Source organism: uncultured Halomonas sp., assembly GCF_947501415.1.
GTDB lineage: Bacteria > Pseudomonadota > Gammaproteobacteria > Pseudomonadales > Halomonadaceae > Halomonas.
On the sequence record NZ_CANMVL010000011.1, the window covers coordinates 165,714 to 181,976 of the forward strand.

Annotated in this window: 14 protein-coding genes; 4 read left to right on the forward strand and 10 right to left on the reverse strand. The window is 62.1% G+C overall.

Translation table 11 applies throughout. The features are described 5' to 3' along the window. Positions 1 to 48 precede the first annotated feature (48 nt). The 6 genes from Q0894_RS09305 to Q0894_RS09330 form a co-directional block, all read right to left on the reverse strand. Positions 49 to 1,431, reverse strand: coding sequence for an aldehyde dehydrogenase family protein (locus Q0894_RS09305; RefSeq protein WP_299234216.1), 1,383 nt, complete (start codon positions 1,429 to 1,431; stop codon positions 49 to 51). Between the two features lie 40 nt (positions 1,432 to 1,471). Then, positions 1,472 to 2,842: a glutamine synthetase family protein gene (locus tag Q0894_RS09310; protein WP_299234219.1), complete on the reverse strand. Its 1,371-nt coding sequence runs from the start codon at positions 2,840 to 2,842 to the stop codon at positions 1,472 to 1,474. Between the two features lie 92 nt (positions 2,843 to 2,934). Continuing rightward, entirely contained in the window at positions 2,935 to 3,987 is a 1,053-nt protein-coding gene (locus Q0894_RS09315; protein WP_299234222.1) for a TRAP transporter substrate-binding protein, read from the reverse strand. A gap of 141 nt (positions 3,988 to 4,128) precedes the next feature. Further along, positions 4,129 to 5,451 carry a TRAP transporter large permease subunit gene (locus tag Q0894_RS09320; RefSeq protein WP_299234225.1) on the reverse strand — a complete coding sequence of 441 codons (1,323 nt, stop codon included), beginning with the start codon at positions 5,449 to 5,451 and terminating at the stop codon, positions 4,129 to 4,131. Next, on the reverse strand, positions 5,451 to 6,047 hold the full coding sequence (locus Q0894_RS09325) for a TRAP transporter small permease subunit (RefSeq protein WP_299234228.1): 597 nt from the start codon (positions 6,045 to 6,047) through the stop codon (positions 5,451 to 5,453). The genes Q0894_RS09320 and Q0894_RS09325 overlap by 1 nt, the downstream gene beginning before the upstream one ends. Further along, entirely contained in the window at positions 6,040 to 6,762 is a 723-nt protein-coding gene (locus Q0894_RS09330) for an N-formylglutamate amidohydrolase (protein WP_299234231.1), read from the reverse strand. The genes Q0894_RS09325 and Q0894_RS09330 overlap by 8 nt, the downstream gene beginning before the upstream one ends. Before the next feature lie 194 nt (positions 6,763 to 6,956). On the opposite strand from Q0894_RS09330, the gene Q0894_RS09335 reads away from it, so the two are divergent. Continuing rightward, the gene (locus Q0894_RS09335; protein ID WP_299234234.1) at positions 6,957 to 7,823 is read left to right on the forward strand and encodes a MurR/RpiR family transcriptional regulator; all 867 of its coding nucleotides are present in this window, start codon (positions 6,957 to 6,959) and stop codon (positions 7,821 to 7,823) included. 133 nt (positions 7,824 to 7,956) lie between these two features. Here the strand turns inward: Q0894_RS09335 and mnmE are convergent, their stop codons facing one another. The 4 genes from mnmE to rpmH form a co-directional block, all read right to left on the reverse strand. Continuing rightward, entirely contained in the window at positions 7,957 to 9,324 is a 1,368-nt protein-coding gene (gene mnmE, locus Q0894_RS09340; protein WP_299234237.1) for a tRNA uridine-5-carboxymethylaminomethyl(34) synthesis GTPase MnmE, read from the reverse strand. A gap of 103 nt (positions 9,325 to 9,427) precedes the next feature. Next, positions 9,428 to 11,113, reverse strand: coding sequence for a membrane protein insertase YidC (gene yidC / locus Q0894_RS09345; RefSeq protein ID WP_299234240.1), 1,686 nt, complete (start codon positions 11,111 to 11,113; stop codon positions 9,428 to 9,430). 129 nt (positions 11,114 to 11,242) lie between these two features. Continuing rightward, complete coding sequence (rnpA, locus tag Q0894_RS09350; protein ID WP_299234244.1) at positions 11,243 to 11,695, reverse strand: ribonuclease P protein component; 453 nt, start codon at positions 11,693 to 11,695, stop codon at positions 11,243 to 11,245. Positions 11,696 to 11,708: 13 nt separating this feature from the next. Next, complete coding sequence (gene rpmH / locus Q0894_RS09355) at positions 11,709 to 11,843, reverse strand: 50S ribosomal protein L34 (RefSeq protein WP_027960517.1); 135 nt, start codon at positions 11,841 to 11,843, stop codon at positions 11,709 to 11,711. A 579-nt stretch (positions 11,844 to 12,422) separates the two neighbouring features. Here rpmH and dnaA point away from each other — a divergent pair. The 3 genes from dnaA to recF all read left to right on the forward strand — a co-directional run bounded on the left by dnaA (position 12,423) and on the right by recF (position 16,255). Beyond that, the gene (gene dnaA / locus Q0894_RS09360; protein WP_299234249.1) at positions 12,423 to 13,892 is read left to right on the forward strand and encodes a chromosomal replication initiator protein DnaA; all 1,470 of its coding nucleotides are present in this window, start codon (positions 12,423 to 12,425) and stop codon (positions 13,890 to 13,892) included. 107 nt (positions 13,893 to 13,999) lie between these two features. After that, a complete protein-coding gene (gene dnaN / locus Q0894_RS09365; protein ID WP_195688695.1) occupies positions 14,000 to 15,103 on the forward strand; it encodes a DNA polymerase III subunit beta in 1,104 nt (367 codons plus the stop codon). A 48-nt stretch (positions 15,104 to 15,151) separates the two neighbouring features. Further along, entirely contained in the window at positions 15,152 to 16,255 is a 1,104-nt protein-coding gene (gene recF / locus Q0894_RS09370) for a DNA replication/repair protein RecF (RefSeq protein ID WP_299234612.1), read from the forward strand. Positions 16,256 to 16,263: the final 8 nt, after the last annotated feature.

Here is a 16,263-nt window from a genome sequence, read left to right on the forward strand (position 1 = left end):
GATAGTAAGCGTTGCCCCGTTCAGGACGTGTTCGGTGCCTGGTATCGGTTAGCCCGATGGCGCCTGGAGGTAGTAGGACTTGGGGCGGGTCAGATTGTGGTAGCCGATCACCGAGAGTGAGCCGCCGCGGCCGGTATCCTTGCAGCCGGTCCAGCACAGCGCAGGGTCGAGGTAGTCGGCGCGGTTCAAGAACACGGTGCCGGTCTGGAGCTGGTCGCCGATATGCTGGGCGCGTGCGACGTCGGGGGTCCAAAGGCTCGCGGTCAGCCCGAAGGGGCTGTCATTCATGAGCCGAATCGCCTCAGCGTCGTTGGCGACGGGCATGATGCCCACCACCGGACCGAAGCTCTCGTCGCGCATCACCCGCATGTCGTGGGTTACGTCGGTCAGGATCTGCGGCGTGAGGTAGGCACCGCCATCGTCCTGGGGTTTTGTGGCGATATGCGCCGTGGCGCCGGCAGCGACCGCCTCATCGATCTGGGCACGTACCTCGGCGGCGAAGCGCACATGGGCCATGGGTCCGATATCGGTGGTCTCTTCCAGCGGGTTGCCCAGCCGGTAGCCCTCGACGAGTGCCACGGCCTTCTCGACAAAGGCGTCGAAGAGGCTTTCGTGTACGTAGATGCGCTCGATGCCACAGCAGCACTGGCCGGAGTTGAACATCGCGGCGTCGATCAGGGTGGCGACGGCGGCGTCGAGGTCGGCGTCCTCCATCACATAGCCTGGGTCCTTGCCGCCCAGTTCCAGAGCCATGCCGGTAAAGGTGCCTGCCGCCGCTTGCTCCAGGGTGCGGCCGGCGTTCACCGAGCCGGTGAAGTTGATGAAGTCGAAGGTCCCTTCGGCGATCAGCGTCGCGGTGGTAGCGTGATCGAGGAAGACGCTCTGGAACACCGCCTCGGGCACCCCTGCTGCGTGGAACGCCTGAGCCATGCGCTCGCCTACCAGCAGGGTCTGGGTGGCGTGCTTGAGGAGCACGCTGTTACCGGCGATCAGTGCCGGGGCGACGCTGTTGATGGCGGTCATGTAGGGGTAGTTCCAGGGCGCGACCACCAGCACCACGCCGTGAGGGACACGCTTGATATAGCGCTTGAGGCCGGGGTCGTCGCCGACCATGATATCGGCCAGGGCCTGCTGGGCGATTGAGGCCATGTGTCGCCCGCGCTCCTCGAAGCCACCGAACTCGCCCCCATAGCGTACCGGCCGCCCCATCATTTGGGCCAACTCGGGAACGATGACCTCGTTCATCTCACCCACCGCGGCGATGCCGGCCAGGACGCGGTCGATACGCTCCTGTAGCGGGCGGGCGGCCCATTCGAGCTGGGCCTGACGCGCCTGTCGTGCCGCCTGACGCGCGGCGTCGGGTGACAGCGTCAGGCGTTCGGCAAAGAGCGTGCCGTCGATCGGTGAGATGCATTGCAGTGTCTGGCCCATTATCCTCTCCGATAAGCTGACATCGTTGTAACAGTGACTCTCAGGCACGCTCGAAGCCGCGTGCCACCTCGAACTGGGTCACCACCTGGTCGAACGCTTCCAGCTCGACCTCGGCGGCGCGCACATAGTGATCGACCACATCGTCGCCCAATGACTCGCGCAGCATCGTGGAGCCTGCGAGGGCATCCCTGGCATCGCGCAGATTCTGCGGAATCAAGCCACTGTCGCCGCTGTAGGTGTCGCCCTTGGCTGGTGGCGATAGCACCAGCTCCTCGGTGATCCCGCGAATGCCGGCGGCCAGCTGGGCTGCCATGGCCAGGTAGGGGTTCAGGTCGGAGCCGCCGATGCGGTTTTCCACCCGTACCGCTTCGGTACCCGCTGCACAGAGGCGGAAGCCGGCGGTGCGGTTATCCACCGACCACACCGTGCGCGTCGGGGCGAAGGAGCCCTTCTGGAAGCGCTTGTAGCTGTTGACGTAGGGTGCCAGGAAGTAGGTGGTATCGGCGGCGTAGTGCAGCAGCCCGGCCAGGTAGTGCTTCATCAGTGGCGACATGCCCAGGTCGTCATCCTCATCGAAGAAGGCAGACGATCCATCTCGAAACAATGACTGATGAATATGGGTGGAGCTGCCCGAATGAGCGTGGTGCCACTTGGGCAGAAAGGTCACCGCGCGACCTTGCTGCCAGGCGATCTCCTTGATCGCGTGCTTGGCGATGGTGTGATAGTCGGCGGTATCGAGTGCCGAAGCGTAGCGAATATTCAGCTCTTCCTGACCCCTGCCGGCTTCCCCCTTGGTCCCTTCGATGGGTATCCCGGCGGCGTGGAGATGATTGCGCACCGGACGCATCACATGCTCCTCCTTGGTGGTCTGGAAAATATGGTAGTCCTCGTTGTAGCCACTGATCGGCTGCAGGTCGCGGAAGTCTCCCTGACGGATCTCATCGAAGCTCTTCTCGAACAGGAAGAATTCCAGCTCGGTGGCCATCATCGCGCTCAGTCCCAGCTCCTCCAGGCGCGTCAGCTGGCGCTTCAGCATCGCTCGTGGTGAATGGGGCACGGGCTCGTGGGTGTGGTGATCCAGCACGTCACACAGCACCAGCACCGTGCCCTCGAGCCAGGGCAGGGGGCGTAGCGTGGTCAGATCGGGGCGCATGATGTAGTCGCCGTATCCGGCCTGCCAGGAGGTGCTGGCATAGCCATCCGGTGTCTCCATCTCCAGATCGGTGGCCAGCAGATAGTTGCAGCAGTGAGTCTCCCTCCAGCCTCCGTCGATGAAGTGGTGCGCATGCAGCCGTTTACCCATCAGACGGCCCTGCATATCAACGAAACACGCCAGCACCGTGTCCACCTCACCGTTCCTGACCCGATCCGATAGGTCTTCCAGGGCATCCAGCGTCACTGCACTGTTCATTTCCATAGCTCCTTATGGGGTCGCCGTGCCGCGCCCCGACGGTGTCGAGACGCGGTATGGCTAGTGGCCCGGCGTAACCGGGAACCTGCGTCTCAGGCGTCGGTATAGCGGTAGGGCCGGCCGGCCTTGCGCATGTCGGCGTTGTACTGCTTGAAGATCTCGACCACCTTGGCCTTGGTCTCCGACTCGGCGGCAACCTCGTCCCAGAACTCCTGGGCGGCATTCTCCACTTGATCCCACTCGGCATCGGGGATGGAGGTGAGTTCGAGCTTGTCGCCATGCACCCGCAGCTTGGCCTCGCCGCCCCAGTACCAGTGCTGGCGATAATAGTGAGACTGCTCGCAGCACACCTCGAACAGCAGCCGAAGGTCCTCGGGCAGCGCATTCCAGCGCTCCATGTTGACGAAGAAGTGCCCGATCCAGGCCCCCGAGATGTTGTTGGTCAGGAAGTAGTTGGTGACATCGGCCCAGCCCACCGTGTAGTCCTCGGTGATACCGGACCAGGCGATACCGTCCAGCTCGCCGGTCTGCACGGCCACCTCGATGTCCTCCCAGGGCAGTGTCACCGGTACCACGCCAAACTGTGACAGGAAGCGCCCGGCGGTGGGGAAGGTGAAGATACGCTTGCCCTCGAGATCCTTCAGGCTGCGAATCGGCTCCTTGGTGACGAAATGGCAGGGGTCCCAGGCGCCGGCGCTGACGTGCTTGACGCCAACCTTGGCGTACTCCTCCTCCCAGATCTCCTTGAGTCCGTACTGGTTGAACAGCACCGGTACATCCAGGCTATAGCGCGATCCGAAGGGGAAGTAGCCGCCGAACACGGTTACCTCCGTGGGCGAGGCCATGGAGTCGTCGTCCGACTGCACCGCGTCGATGGTGCCGCGCTGCAGGGCACGGAACAGCTCGCCGGTGGGCACCAGCTGATCGGCGTAGAACAGCTCGATCTGCATGCGGTCTCCGGCGATGCGGTTGAACAGGTCGATGGCCGGCTTGGCGACGTGCTCGGCCAGTGCGGCGCCGGCGTAGGTCTGCATGCGCCACTTGATGGTGGGTTCGTCCTGGGACTGCGCCATGACGCGGCTGGCCAGCGGCGCCATGGCGGCTCCGGCAGCGGCAGTGATCAGAAACTTGCGTCTTGTTGTCATTGTGTCGCTCTCCTGCTATCTCATAATACTGTTGATAATGCTCGTTTTTTCCTGGTTTTACGCTCTTGGCGCTCCTCCCTGAGAGCCCCTTTCATGGCGATGAAATCCGAAGCCAACGCCAAGTCGATGTCGTCGATATGTCTAGTGACCATAGACATAGCCGGGCAGCCACAGAGCGATCTGTGGGAACAGCATCACCAGGCTCAGGGCTACGGTCATCACGAACACGAAGGGGATAATCGAACGATAGATGTCGCGCAGGCCGATTTCGGGAGGGGCCATGGCGCGCATCAGGAACAGGTTGTAGCCGAATGGCGGGGTCATGTAGGCGATCTGGGTGGTGATGGTGTAGAGCACGCCGTACCAGATCAGATCGAAGCCCAGCGCATCGACCAGCGGCACATAAAGCGGCGCCACGATCACCAGCATGGCGGTGTCGTCGAGGAAGGTTCCCATCACGATAAAGCTGAGCTGCATCAGGATCAGGATTAGCCATGGCGATAATCCCAGTTTCTCCCTGAAGAGGCTCTCGATCGCCTTGACCGCGCCCAGCCCGTCGAAGATGGCGCCGAAGGCCAGGGCGGCGAGGATGATCCACATGAACATGCAGGAGATCGCCAGGGTCTGGCGCACCGATACCTCGAATACCCGGCGCGTCATGCGTCCCTTGAGTATGGCCGCCAGCAGGGCCGCCGTGGCCCCCACCGCCGAGCTTTCGACCAGCGAGGTCCAGCCCTTGACGAAGGGCACCATCATCACCGCGAAGATCACCAGCGGCAGCACGCCCGCGCGCAGCAGGCGCAGCTTTTCCGCCATGGGCACATCGCGCTCCTCGGCGGGCAACACCGGTCCCAACTCGGGCTGCAGGCGACAGCGAAAATAGATGTAGAAGATAAACAGCGTCGCCATCATCAGACCCGGCAGCACCCCGGCCAGCCATAGCTGGCCCACCGGCTGACGGGCGATCATCGCGTAGAGCACCAGCACCACGGACGGGGGCACGAGAATCCCCAGGCTCGAGCCTGCCTGTATGACACCCGTGACCATGATCTTGTCGTAGCCACGCCGCAGCAGTTCGGGCAGGGCGATGGTGGCGCCGATGGCCATGCCCGCCACCGAGAGCCCGTTCATGGCCGAGATCAGCACCATCAGGCCGATGGTCCCGATGGCCAGGCCTCCCCTAACCGGGCCCATCCAGACATGAAACATCCGATACAGATCGTCGGCGATGCGGCTTTCCGACAGCACATAGCCCATGAAGACGAACATCGGCAGGGTCAGTAGCGGGTACCACTTCATCAGCTTCATGGCCGAGGAGAAGGGAATATCCACCCCTCCCGTGCCCCAGAGGAGCACGCCGGCCAGGGCGCCGACGAAGCCGATGGCCCCGAATACCCGCTGTCCGGTCATCAGCATCAGCATCATCGAGCTGAACATGACAATGGCGATCATCTCGTACGACATCAGATGTCCACTCCGCGAAGCCGGCCGATATCCCGGAAAAATTCGGCAAGGGATTGAAGAATCATCAGAAAAATACCGATGCACAGCAGGGTCTTGATCGGCCAGAGCCACGGCCGCCAGGCGGTGGGGCTGCGCTCCAGGAAGCCGATCATGTCCCCCGCTGCCGAGGAACCCTGGGTCAGGAAGGTCCATCCCAGGTTGAACAGGAAGGCAAAGGGTTCGCTGCCGAAGTAGCCCAGCGAGTAGGCGGTCGAGACCAGCCCGCCATACAGCAGCACCCCCAGATAGAAGAGCAGAAAGAACACCGTGAAGGCATCGACCCAGGCCTTGGTCTTCAGGCTCCAGTCACCGTAGAACAGATCCATGCGAACGTTCGAACCGAGCTGGATCGAGTAGGGGCCTCCCAGCACGAAGTAGGCCACCATGACGAACTGGGCGGTCTCGAGCGTCCACATCGAGGGAGTCAGGAACACCTTGGAGGTCGACGACCACAGCAGCACGCCGATCAGCACAAAGATCAGGTACATGGCGGCCCGTCCGATGACGCGGTTGAGAGCGTCGATGGCACGGATATAGCCACGGATCAGGCTAGGCATGGGGGGATCCTTTCGGGCCGGGGCGGGTCAACCCCAGTGCCACCAGAGCCGGTTCAAGCAGTTGCAGCAGCTCGTCGGCCAGGGTGTGGATGTCCTCGGGGGTGGCCAGCAGGTCGTTGCGGATCTCGAGCATCACGTTGGGTAGCCCATGGCCGATGCCATGCAATTTCAACGAGTGGGTCACGCCGTCTTCGGGCCCGTAGGGCGAGTTGCGCTCTATCTTGCGGTGCGCCAGACGTGGTGCCTGGGCCAGCATGGCATCGGCCAGGCGGCTGTCAGCGTCGTGGAGCACGCCGATCTCCACCGCCCTTCGGCGGCCGTGGTAGTCAGGGGTGAAGCTGTGGACGGTGACCAGCGCGGTGGGATGGTGTTGCTCGGTGCGAGTCTCGATGACCCGGCTCACGCTGGCGCAGAAGGGAAGGTAGACGGACTCGATACGAGCTTGGCGCTGGGCAGATGTCAGCCGACGGTTGCCCGGCACCTCGATGATCTCGGAGCGCTCGGGCATGGCGCTGGCCGCCTCGGGCGGGCGATTGCAGTCATACACCAGTCGCGACACACGGCTGGCCACCAAGGGCGCATCCAGTGCCTGTGAAAGCCGCAGGGCCAGCTCGCGAGCTCCTGGGTCCCAGGCCGCATGACTGTAGCGGTGACGGGGGGCGAGACCCAGTTCGTGATAGGGCGAGGGGATATGATGCGATGCGTGTTCGCACAATAATATCACCGGCCCCATGCCGGCAGGGTTGTGCAGTTCTACGCTCGGGGATGCCACTGTTGTTGACGTTGTTGTTGTAGACATCGTGCTTCCTCCACGGTCTTGTAAAGATATAGACGGGAGTTAATCAGCATGTCAAGATTTCTTCAGAAGCGCCGTTCACCCCGCCATGGCGTGCCACAGACAGGTGATGCTTGACGACCCTCAAGGCTACCGTGCGTGAGCTTATCCGCCAGCACTACTCGGTACTGACCCAGTCCGAGCGCAAGCTGGCCAATACCCTGCTGGAGAACTATCCGGCGGCGGGGCTCGCCTCGATTACCAGTGTCGCTGGCAACGCAGGGGTCTCCTCGCCGACCGTAGCGCGAATGGTCAAGAAGCTTGGTTTCAAGGGCTATCCTCAGTTTCATCAGGCGCTGCTCGAGGAGCTGGAGGCCCGTGGGGTGGGCCCGACGCAGCGACGCAACAGCTGGCTCACCGAGGCGCCCGAGACGCACCTGTTGAGCCGCTTCACCCATGCGGTTCGCCACAACCTCGAGCAGACCTTCGCCCAGATAGAGCTGGAGCGATTCGATCAGGCGGTGCACCGAATGGCCGATGCCGAGCATCAGCTCTATATCGTCGGTGGACGCATCACCCATGCACTGGCCGACTACGCCTTTACCCATCTGCAGGCGGTTCGCCCTCGAGTCACCCATCTGAGCGACTCATCGGGCACCTGGCCCCATTACGTGCTCGACATGCAGCCAGGGGATACCCTGCTGATCTTCGATATCCGCCGTTACGAGACCAACCTGCTGCGCCTGGCCGAGCTGGTCGGCCAGCGTGGCGTGGCCATCGTGCTGTGTACCGACCAGTGGGGGTCACCGATCTCGAGTGTGGCCGATGTGACCTTCAACTGTTGGGTGGAGATTCCTTCCGGGTGGGACTCCAGCGTCTCCACCCTGATGCTGCTCGAGGCGATGATCGCCGCGGTCCAGGAGCAACGATGGCCGGAGGTCCGTGATCGCTACGAGCGACTGGACGAGCTGTTCGACAAGACGCACTTCTTTCGCAAGTGAACACTACTGGTCGATACAGAAGCTGCCGAAGCTCTCGCATGCTGATCTACTTGTCGATACAGAAGCTACCGAAGATCTCGCCGAGCGGGGTTGTATGAGTGGCGCTGACAGCGCCGTGGCTCGGTGTATTGGTCTACTTGCCAATACAGAAGCTGCCGAAGATCTCGCCGAGTAGATCATCGGCGCTGAACTCACCGGTGATCTGGCCCAGCGCCTGTTGGGCATCACGCAGATCCTCGGCGAGCAGCTCGCCGGCACCGTGGCCGGTGAGCTGGGCTTCTCCGTTCTCCAGTGCCTCCTCGGCACGGTCAAGGGCATCGAGGTGGCGCCGGCGGGCCGAGAAGCGCCCCTCTGCCGTGGCGGTGAAGCCCATTACCTCCTTGAGATGCGCCTTCAGGTTATCCACACCCTCCGTGGTCTTCGCCGAGAGCTTCACGATGGGAGTGGGTGTGGATAAGTCGAGTCCCGGGCGCTCTTCGCTGGCGTCGATCTTGTTGCGTACCAGGGTCAGCCGAGAAGGGTCGGGTAGCCGGGCCACGAACTCCGGCCAGATGGCCATCGGGTCGGTGGCGTCGGTGGCAGCGGCATCGACCAGCAACAGCACCCGGTCGGCCTTCTCGATCTCTGCCCAGGCGCGAGCCACACCGATCTGCTCCACGGCGTCCGGCGTGTCGCGCAGGCCGGCGGTGTCGATCACATGCAGCGGCATGCCATCGATATGGATATGCTCGCGCAACACGTCCCGAGTGGTGCCGGCAATATCGGTGACGATGGCCGTCTCCTGCTCGGTCAGGGCATTGAGCAGGCTCGACTTGCCCGCATTGGGCCGACCGGCGATCACCACGTTCATGCCCTCACGCATCAGCGCGCCCTGACCGGCGGCGGCACGAACCATGGCCAGCTCTGCCTTTACCTCGGCTAGCATCGCCGCCACCCGGCCGTCACCCAGGAAGTCGATCTCCTCTTCGGGGAAATCGATGGCCGCCTCCACATAGATGCGCAGCTCGATCAGACGCTCCACCAGGCCCTCGACTCGTCTCGAGAAGTCCCCCTGCAGGGAGCGCAAGGCATTTTCCGCCGCGGCCTGGGAGCTGGCATCGATCAGGTCGGCGATCGCCTCGGCCTGGGCGAGGTCGAGCTTGTCGTTGAGGAAGGCGCGTTCGGAGAACTCCCCCGGACGGGCGGGGCGGGCCCCCAGCTCGAGGCAGCGGCCGAGCAGCAGATCCATGATCACCGGACCACCATGCCCCTGCAGCTCGAGGACATCCTCCCCGGTGAAGGAGTGTGGCCCGGGGAAGAAGAGCGCGATGCCTTCATCGATCACGCCGCCGCCGCCTCGAAAGGGTCCATAGTGTGCGTGGCGAGGTGCGGGGCAGTGGTCCACCACCGCCTCGGCGATCGTTGCACAGAGCGGGCCTGAGACCCGGATGATGCCGACGCCGCCGCGTCCCGGCGGCGTGGCCAGTGCGGCGATGGTGTCCTGGTCGTGAAGCGGGGCCATGGGGGTCTCCTATGCGTGATGCAGGCATTGTCGTTGCGCCTCCCCAGAAACGCCAGACCCCCGCATGAGGCGGGGGTCCGGGGAGTGGCTCGGGAATGAGCGGTTACTTGGTCTTCATGCCCTTGCCGACGCTGGGGTCGTTCTCGATCTTGCGAGTGATCACGTACTGCTGGGCGATGGAGATGATGTTGTTCACCACCCAGTAGATCACCAGACCGGCCGGGAACCACAGGAAGAAGAAGGTGAAGACGATGGGCAGCATGCGCATGATCTTCGCCTGCATGGGGTCCGGCGGCGTCGGGTTGAGCATCTGCTGCACGAACATGGAGGCACCCATCAGGATCGGCAGGATAAACAGCGGATCCTTCACCGAGAGATCCTGAATCCAGAACATGAAGGGCGCGTGACGCAGTTCCACGGACTCCAGCAGCATCCAGTAGAGTGCGATGAATACCGGCATCTGCACCAGAATTGGCAGACAGCCACCCAGAGGATTGATCTTCTCCTTCTGGTAGAACTTCATCATCTCCTGGGACATCTTCTGGCGGTCGTCGCCATACTGTTCCTTGAGGCGCTGCATCTCCGGGCCCAGCTTGCGCATGCGGGCCATGGACTTGTAAGCCTTGGCGGAGAGCGGCCACAAGGCGGTCTTGACCAGGATGGTCAACAGCACGATGGACCAGCCCCAGTTGCCGATGACGTCATGAATCTTGTCGAGCAGCCAGAACAGCGGGTTGGCGATAAACCACAGCCAGCCGAAATCGACGGTCAGCTTGAGGTTGGGCGCCACCGCTTCCATGTAGTCCTGCACCTTGGGGCCCACATAGAGAGTGGCGCCGAGGCGTGTTTCGCCATTGGCTGCCAGTTCCGTCACCGGGCCGGCGAAGGCGGCCACATTGCGACCGCGGGAGTCGGTGGTGGCGTAGAAGAGGTTCTGTTGGTTCTGCGGCGGAGCCCAGGCGCTGACAAAGTAGTGCTGGATAATCGCTACCCAGCCGCCCTCGGCTTCGCGGTTCTCGAACTTGCCCTCCTGGATCTCCTCGAAGTCGACCTTAAGGTAACGATCCTCAGGCGTGGAGTAGGCCGCGCCCAGATAGGAGCGCATGCCCATCTTGGGACCACTGGAGGGGTCGCTGCTGTTGTCGCGGGCCAGCTGGCCGATGAAGCGAGCGGAGACAGGAGACTCGGTGTGGTTGGCCAGGAAGTATTCGACATCCACCGCGTAGCTGTTGCGTTCGAAGGTGAATCGCTTGATGACCTCGATGCCGTTGACCTCACCATTGAGGTCTACTTCTAGGCGGCTGTCACCCTCGGCCAGGCGATACTCGGTCTGCTCGGGAGCGTAGGCGATGCGCCCGGACTGACCATCCAGCTGAAGCCCGGAACGTGCCACGTAGCTGCGCGTCTCGCCATCGGAGAGCATCACATAGGAGCGGTCGGAGTCGAGGGTCAACTTATGCTGAGGCAGCGCAGCATAGACGATGTCACCGCCCTGGGGATCGATACGCAGGTCCAGCACATCGGTCATCACGGCAACCAGGTCTCGGCTGGACGCTGTCGTGTTCTCGCCAGGCATCGCCTCCGTGCGATCGCCACTGTTCGCCGTGGGGGCTGCCAGGCCTTCCTCGGCACTTTCGGCCTGGGAGCCGGTGCTTTTGGGCTGGCTGTTGGCGAAGGAGGGAGCCTGCGGCTCAGTGGCCATCTGGCCGTAGTCCTGATTCCACTGAACGACGATCAGATAGGCGAGCACCGCCAGTGGAATCAGCAATAGGAGTCGTTTTACGTCCATGAGGGTTCTGCCCAGTGGGTAGTGAACTTGCCAGGGGCGGAAGGCGATTCAGCCGCCCGAGATAGACAAAAGCCTGCCAAGGGCAGGCTGTATTCCGAACACGGACTTTCTAGGGTAGCCCCGGCAGCGTCAAGTCCTGCCTCGAGAAGGGGTGCGCTCATGATCCTGCGGGCTCCGATCCGATGAAGGTGGCTCGATGCTCGGTGGTGGCTGTGTTGCGAACGATTTCTTGGCGTCGCGGGTCAGCCTTCGCCACATCCCGAACAGCTGCCGGTGCAGGGTCTCATTGTCCAGTTCTCCGACTCCGCGACGTGACAGTATCACGATGTCGACGGCAGGTAGCCGATGTTGCTGGAACCGGATCGATTCGCGTACCAGTCGCTTGACACGATTGCGGTCCACGGCACGGCGCATGCTCTTCTTGCTGATCACAAGGCCGATACGGGGGTGTCCCAGATCGTTGGGCGAGGCGAGTGCCATCAGCCCTTTACCATGTACCTTAAAGGCAGCGTTATCGAAGACCTGACGGTAGTCCCCTGCCGTCAGCAGGCGCAGACGGCGGGGAAACGTTTGGCAGGGCACGCAGGGTCCGTGATCAGGCGCTCAGGCGCTTGCGACCCTTGGCGCGACGACGCGCCAGTACGGCACGACCGTTCTTGGTGGCCATCCGGGCACGGAAACCATGCATGCGCTTGCGCTTCAGGACACTGGGCTGAAAGGTGCGTTTCATAACTCGTTATTCCCACGTGGTTTTCAGGACGATTCGTCGTTTTCGAGGCGTCTGGATTCCCGCTGGGAACCCGGACGTATTCGGCTCAAGACCGGAAATTGTAGTGTTTTCCCCCGGGCGGTGCAATTTTTCCGTGTGCTAATTGCACTCTTCGTCAAGGCAGGCGTGGTGGGCGATGGGACTGGGTGGTGTGGGATCTATGCAGCCAGGGGGAGATTCAAGTACCTAGCAGGCTTGCGCCGCATCAATAACAATAATGTTTATATCTTGTAATACCCTGTTATTAATAATGGGGAAGGTGGTTGTGGATAACTGTTTTTATATCAATTACGACAACTAGTTGGGATGCTATAAAATATGTGGATAGTGATGGGAGAAGCGGTGCCCTTCACGCGGGAATCCTGTGGATGAAAATGGGCCTTCTCCACAACGCTGGATTGTCCACAGCTCAATACAGATGGCGTCATCACACCATACGCCTGTTTTCCACAGGGTGTGTCAAGGCGCCTCGGGGTGTGGATAACCGAGTGTTGTGGCGATACAATGCCCGGCCGTTTTACGACAAGGTGGTGACGTCGCGTGTCGCTGGCTCTCTGGCAACAGTGTCTGGATACCCTGCAGGATGAATTGAGCTCGCAGCAGTTCAACACCTGGATTCGCCCGCTTCAGGCAGAGGAGGGCGAAGGGGGAGAGCTGTGCCTGCTGGCCCCCAATCGCTTCGTGCGCGATTGGGTCAGCGACAAGTTTGCCAAGCGGATCACCGAACTGCTGCGCGAGCTCTCCCCGGCGCGGCCGCCGAAGGTGGTCCTGAGCGTGGGAAGCCGGCGTGCCGTACCTCGGCCACAGCCACGGGAGCTCGGCACTCCCGTGTCGGCGACGCCACGGCAGCCGGCAGCTCCTGCGGTCCATACGCGACCCCGGGGTGAGGTGGCCGACGAGGCCGAGATTCAGACATCCCGAGACGAAGCGCCGTCGGCCCGACGACCAGGAGGTGAGCGTCAGGTCCAGGTAGAGGGGAGTCTTAAGCACACCAGTGGCCTCAATCCCAACTTCACCTTCGAGACCTTTGTCGAGGGCAAGTCGAACCAGCTGGCTCGGGCCGCCTCGCGCCAGGTATCGGAGAATCCCGGTGGGGCCTATAACCCGCTGTTTCTCTATGGGGGCGTGGGCCTGGGCAAGACTCACCTGATGCATGCCGTAGGCAATGCCCTGGCGGGCCGGCGCGAGAATGCGCGGGTCGTCTATCTCCATTCCGAGCGCTTCGTTGCCGATATGGTCAAGGCGCTGCAGCTCAACGCCATCAACGATTTCAAGCGTTTCTACCGTAGCGTCGACGCCCTGCTGATCGATGACATCCAGTTCTTCGCCGGCAAGGAGCGCTCCCAGGAGGAGTTCTTCCATACCTTCAACGCCCTGCTCGAGGGCGGGCAGCAGATGATCCTGACCTCCGATCGTTATCCCAAGGAGATCAGTGGTGTGGAGGAGCGCCTCAAGTCCCGCTTCGGTTGGGGGCTGACGGTCGCGATCGAGCCCCCGGAGCTCGAGACGCGTGTCGCCATCCTGATGAAGAAGGCCGATCAGGCCAGGGTCGACCTGCCTCACGACGCCGCCTTCTTTATCGCCCAGAAGATCCGTTCCAACGTGCGCGAGCTGGAGGGGGCCCTCAAGAAGGTAATCGCCGACTCCCACTTCATGGGCAAGCCGATCACCCAGGACTTTATCCGCGAATCGCTGAAGGACCTGTTGGCCCTCCAGGACAAGCAGGTGGGGGTCGACAATATCCAACGAACCGTGGCTGAGTACTACAAGATCAAGCTCGCCGATCTGCTTTCCAAGCGCCGTTCTCGCTCGGTGGCACGCCCTCGACAGGTGGCCATGGCCCTGGCCAAGGAGTTGACCAATCATAGCCTGCCTGAAATCGGTGATGCATTCGGAGGGCGTGATCACACCACGGTGCTGCACGCCTGTCGCAAGGTAAAGCAGCTTCAGGAGGAGAGTTCCGATATCCGCGAGGACTACAAGAACCTCATGCGACTGCTGACCAGCTGATCGCTCCGCCCTCCGAGATACTGCCGGCTTGTGGTTTAATGGTCGTCATGCCATCTGGCCGGGCCCCTGCCGGCTGCAACCCTTTCAGGACAAGACGTGGAGCCGACATGAAATTTTCCATCTCCCGCGAAGCGCTGCTGCGACCGTTGACGCTGGTGGCAGGCGTGGTCGAACGCCGCCAAACCCTGCCGGTACTTTCCAATGTATTGATTCAGGTAGGGCAGGAGGAGGTCGCTCTGACCGGCACCGACCTGGAGGTAGAGTTGATCGGTCGCACCGTGGCAACCCGGGTGGATGAGCCTGGCGGTGTTACCGTGCCAGCCCGAAAGCTGATGGATATCTGCAAGTCGCTCCCCGACCAGGCCGAGATCCAGCTCTCCCTGGAGGATGGGCGCGCCGTATTGCGTAGTGGTCGATCGCGCTTCACCCTCTCTACCTTGCCGGTCGCCGAATTTCCGAGCATCGAGGACAGTCAGGGCAGCACCGAGTTGAGCCTGCCGCGGGGAATGCTCAAGCACCTGATCGACGCTACCTCATTCGCCATGGCACAGCAGGATGTGCGCTACTACCTCAATGGCATGCTCCTTGAGATGCGTGACAACCTGATCCGCGCGGTGGCTACCGACGGCCACCGACTGGCGGTCTGTTCGCGTCCGGCGGAGCTTCATGTGGAGTCGCCTCAGAAGCTGATCGTGCCGCGCAAGGGGATCCTGGAGCTGGTACGCCTGCTCGATGATGGCGAGGATCCGGTCAGCCTGACCCTGGGAGCCAGCCATATTCGGGCACACACGGGAGACTTCACCTTCACCTCCAAGCTGGTCGACGGCAAGTTTCCCGACTATGAGCGTGTGGTTCCCCGCGGTGGTGACAAGGTGTTCATCGCCGAGCGTGCCGAGATGCGGCAGGTGCTGTCACGAACCGCGATTCTCTCCAACGAGAAGTATCGAGGGGTACGACTTCACCTCGAGGAGGGCAATCTCAAGGTGATGGCCAACAACCCCGAGCAGGAAGAGGCCGAGGAGAACATCGCGATCGAATATAGCGGCGACTCTCTCGAGATTGGCTTCAATGTCGGCTATCTGGTCGATGTGCTCAATGCCATCGACGACGAGCGCATTCAGATGACGTTGGCAGACTCCAATAGCAGTGCGCTGATGGAGGAGCCGGGTGGTGGGGACGCTCTCTACGTCGTCATGCCGATGCGCCTGTGACCCACCCAGGGCGGCCCGACCGGGCCGCCGCGTTTTCCCCTTATGTCTATGCCCCTTGATCATCTCGTCTTCCATGGCCTGAGAAACCTTCAATCCGTTGATTTTAAACCGAACTGTCAGGTCAATTTGATTTCTGGCGAGAACGGGAGTGGCAAGACAAGCCTGCTGGAAGGGATCCATGTTCTGGGTATGGGGCGCTCGTTCCGTACTCGAAACATGCGTCATGTCATTGCCCATGGCGGTGATGAACTGATGGTCCATGGCCGCATAGCCGGCTCCCCCCCTGTGCCGTTCGGCGTCAGGCGCCGCCGCAATGAGGACGAACTTGAAGTCCGTCTTGCAGGAGAGCGTGTCAATCGGCTCTCGCGGCTGGTGGAGACCCTTCCCCTTCAGCTGATCAACCCCGATGCCTTCCGGCTGCTGGAGGGCTCTCCGGCTGGTCGGCGAGAGTTTCTCGATTGGGGAGTGTTTCACGTGAAACATGACTTCCTGGAGGCCTGGCAGCGCGCGCGGCGGGCGCTGAAACATCGGAACGCCCTGCTCAGGCATGGTAGAATGGACCCCGATTCTCTGGCGGCCTGGGAGCTGGAGCTGGTGCACTGGAGCGAGCGGATCGATGAGATGCGCACCGCCTGGATCACGGCCTTCCTCCCGGTCTTCGAGGAAACCCTGAACGGGCTGTTGCCGATCAAGGATCTTCAGTTGCGCTACTCTCGCGGCTGGGATCGACGCAAATCGCTGGGTGAACTGTTGAGACAGGGCCGCGATGTCGATCGGCAGATGGGATTTACCCAGCAGGGGCCTCAGCGGGCCGACCTGGCGATCCGCCTGGGAAAGCGGCCCGCGGTGGAGGTCCTGTCCAGGGGCCAGCAGAAGCTGGTGGTCAGTGCCCTGAAGCTGGCTCAGGGGCGATTGCTGGAAGCCAGTACGGGACGCCGCTGCGTCTACCTGATTGACGACCTTCCAGCGGAACTGGACGACACGCATCGGCGACTGTTCTGCCGCTGGCTGGAAAACATGCGCTGCCAGGTGTTCATCACCACCATCGATCACGATGCCCTGGCGGATCTGTGGCAGGCCGAGACCCCGGTCGAGATGTTTCACGTGAAACGCTCGGCGTCCGGGAGCGGTACGTTGCTGCCACTGGAGTGACAGATTTC

Coding starts and splice junctions, on each gene's coding strand:
- Q0894_RS09305 (WP_299234216.1), bottom strand. CDS start 1,431: ATGGGCCAGACACTGCAATGCATCTCACCGATCGACGGCACGCTCTTT.
- Q0894_RS09310 (WP_299234219.1), bottom strand. CDS start 2,842: ATGAACAGTGCAGTGACGCTGGATGCCCTGGAAGACCTATCGGATCGG.
- Q0894_RS09315 (WP_299234222.1), bottom strand. CDS start 3,987: ATGACAACAAGACGCAAGTTTCTGATCACTGCCGCTGCCGGAGCCGCC.
- Q0894_RS09320 (WP_299234225.1), bottom strand. CDS start 5,451: ATGTCGTACGAGATGATCGCCATTGTCATGTTCAGCTCGATGATGCTG.
- Q0894_RS09325 (WP_299234228.1), bottom strand. CDS start 6,047: ATGCCTAGCCTGATCCGTGGCTATATCCGTGCCATCGACGCTCTCAAC.
- mnmE (WP_299234237.1), bottom strand. CDS start 9,324: ATGGCCCCGCTTCACGACCAGGACACCATCGCCGCACTGGCCACGCCG.
- yidC (WP_299234240.1), bottom strand. CDS start 11,113: ATGGACGTAAAACGACTCCTATTGCTGATTCCACTGGCGGTGCTCGCC.
- rpmH (WP_027960517.1), bottom strand. CDS start 11,843: ATGAAACGCACCTTTCAGCCCAGTGTCCTGAAGCGCAAGCGCATGCAT.
- dnaN (WP_195688695.1), top strand. CDS start 14,000: ATGAAATTTTCCATCTCCCGCGAAGCGCTGCTGCGACCGTTGACGCTG.
- recF (WP_299234612.1), top strand. CDS start 15,152: ATGCCCCTTGATCATCTCGTCTTCCATGGCCTGAGAAACCTTCAATCC.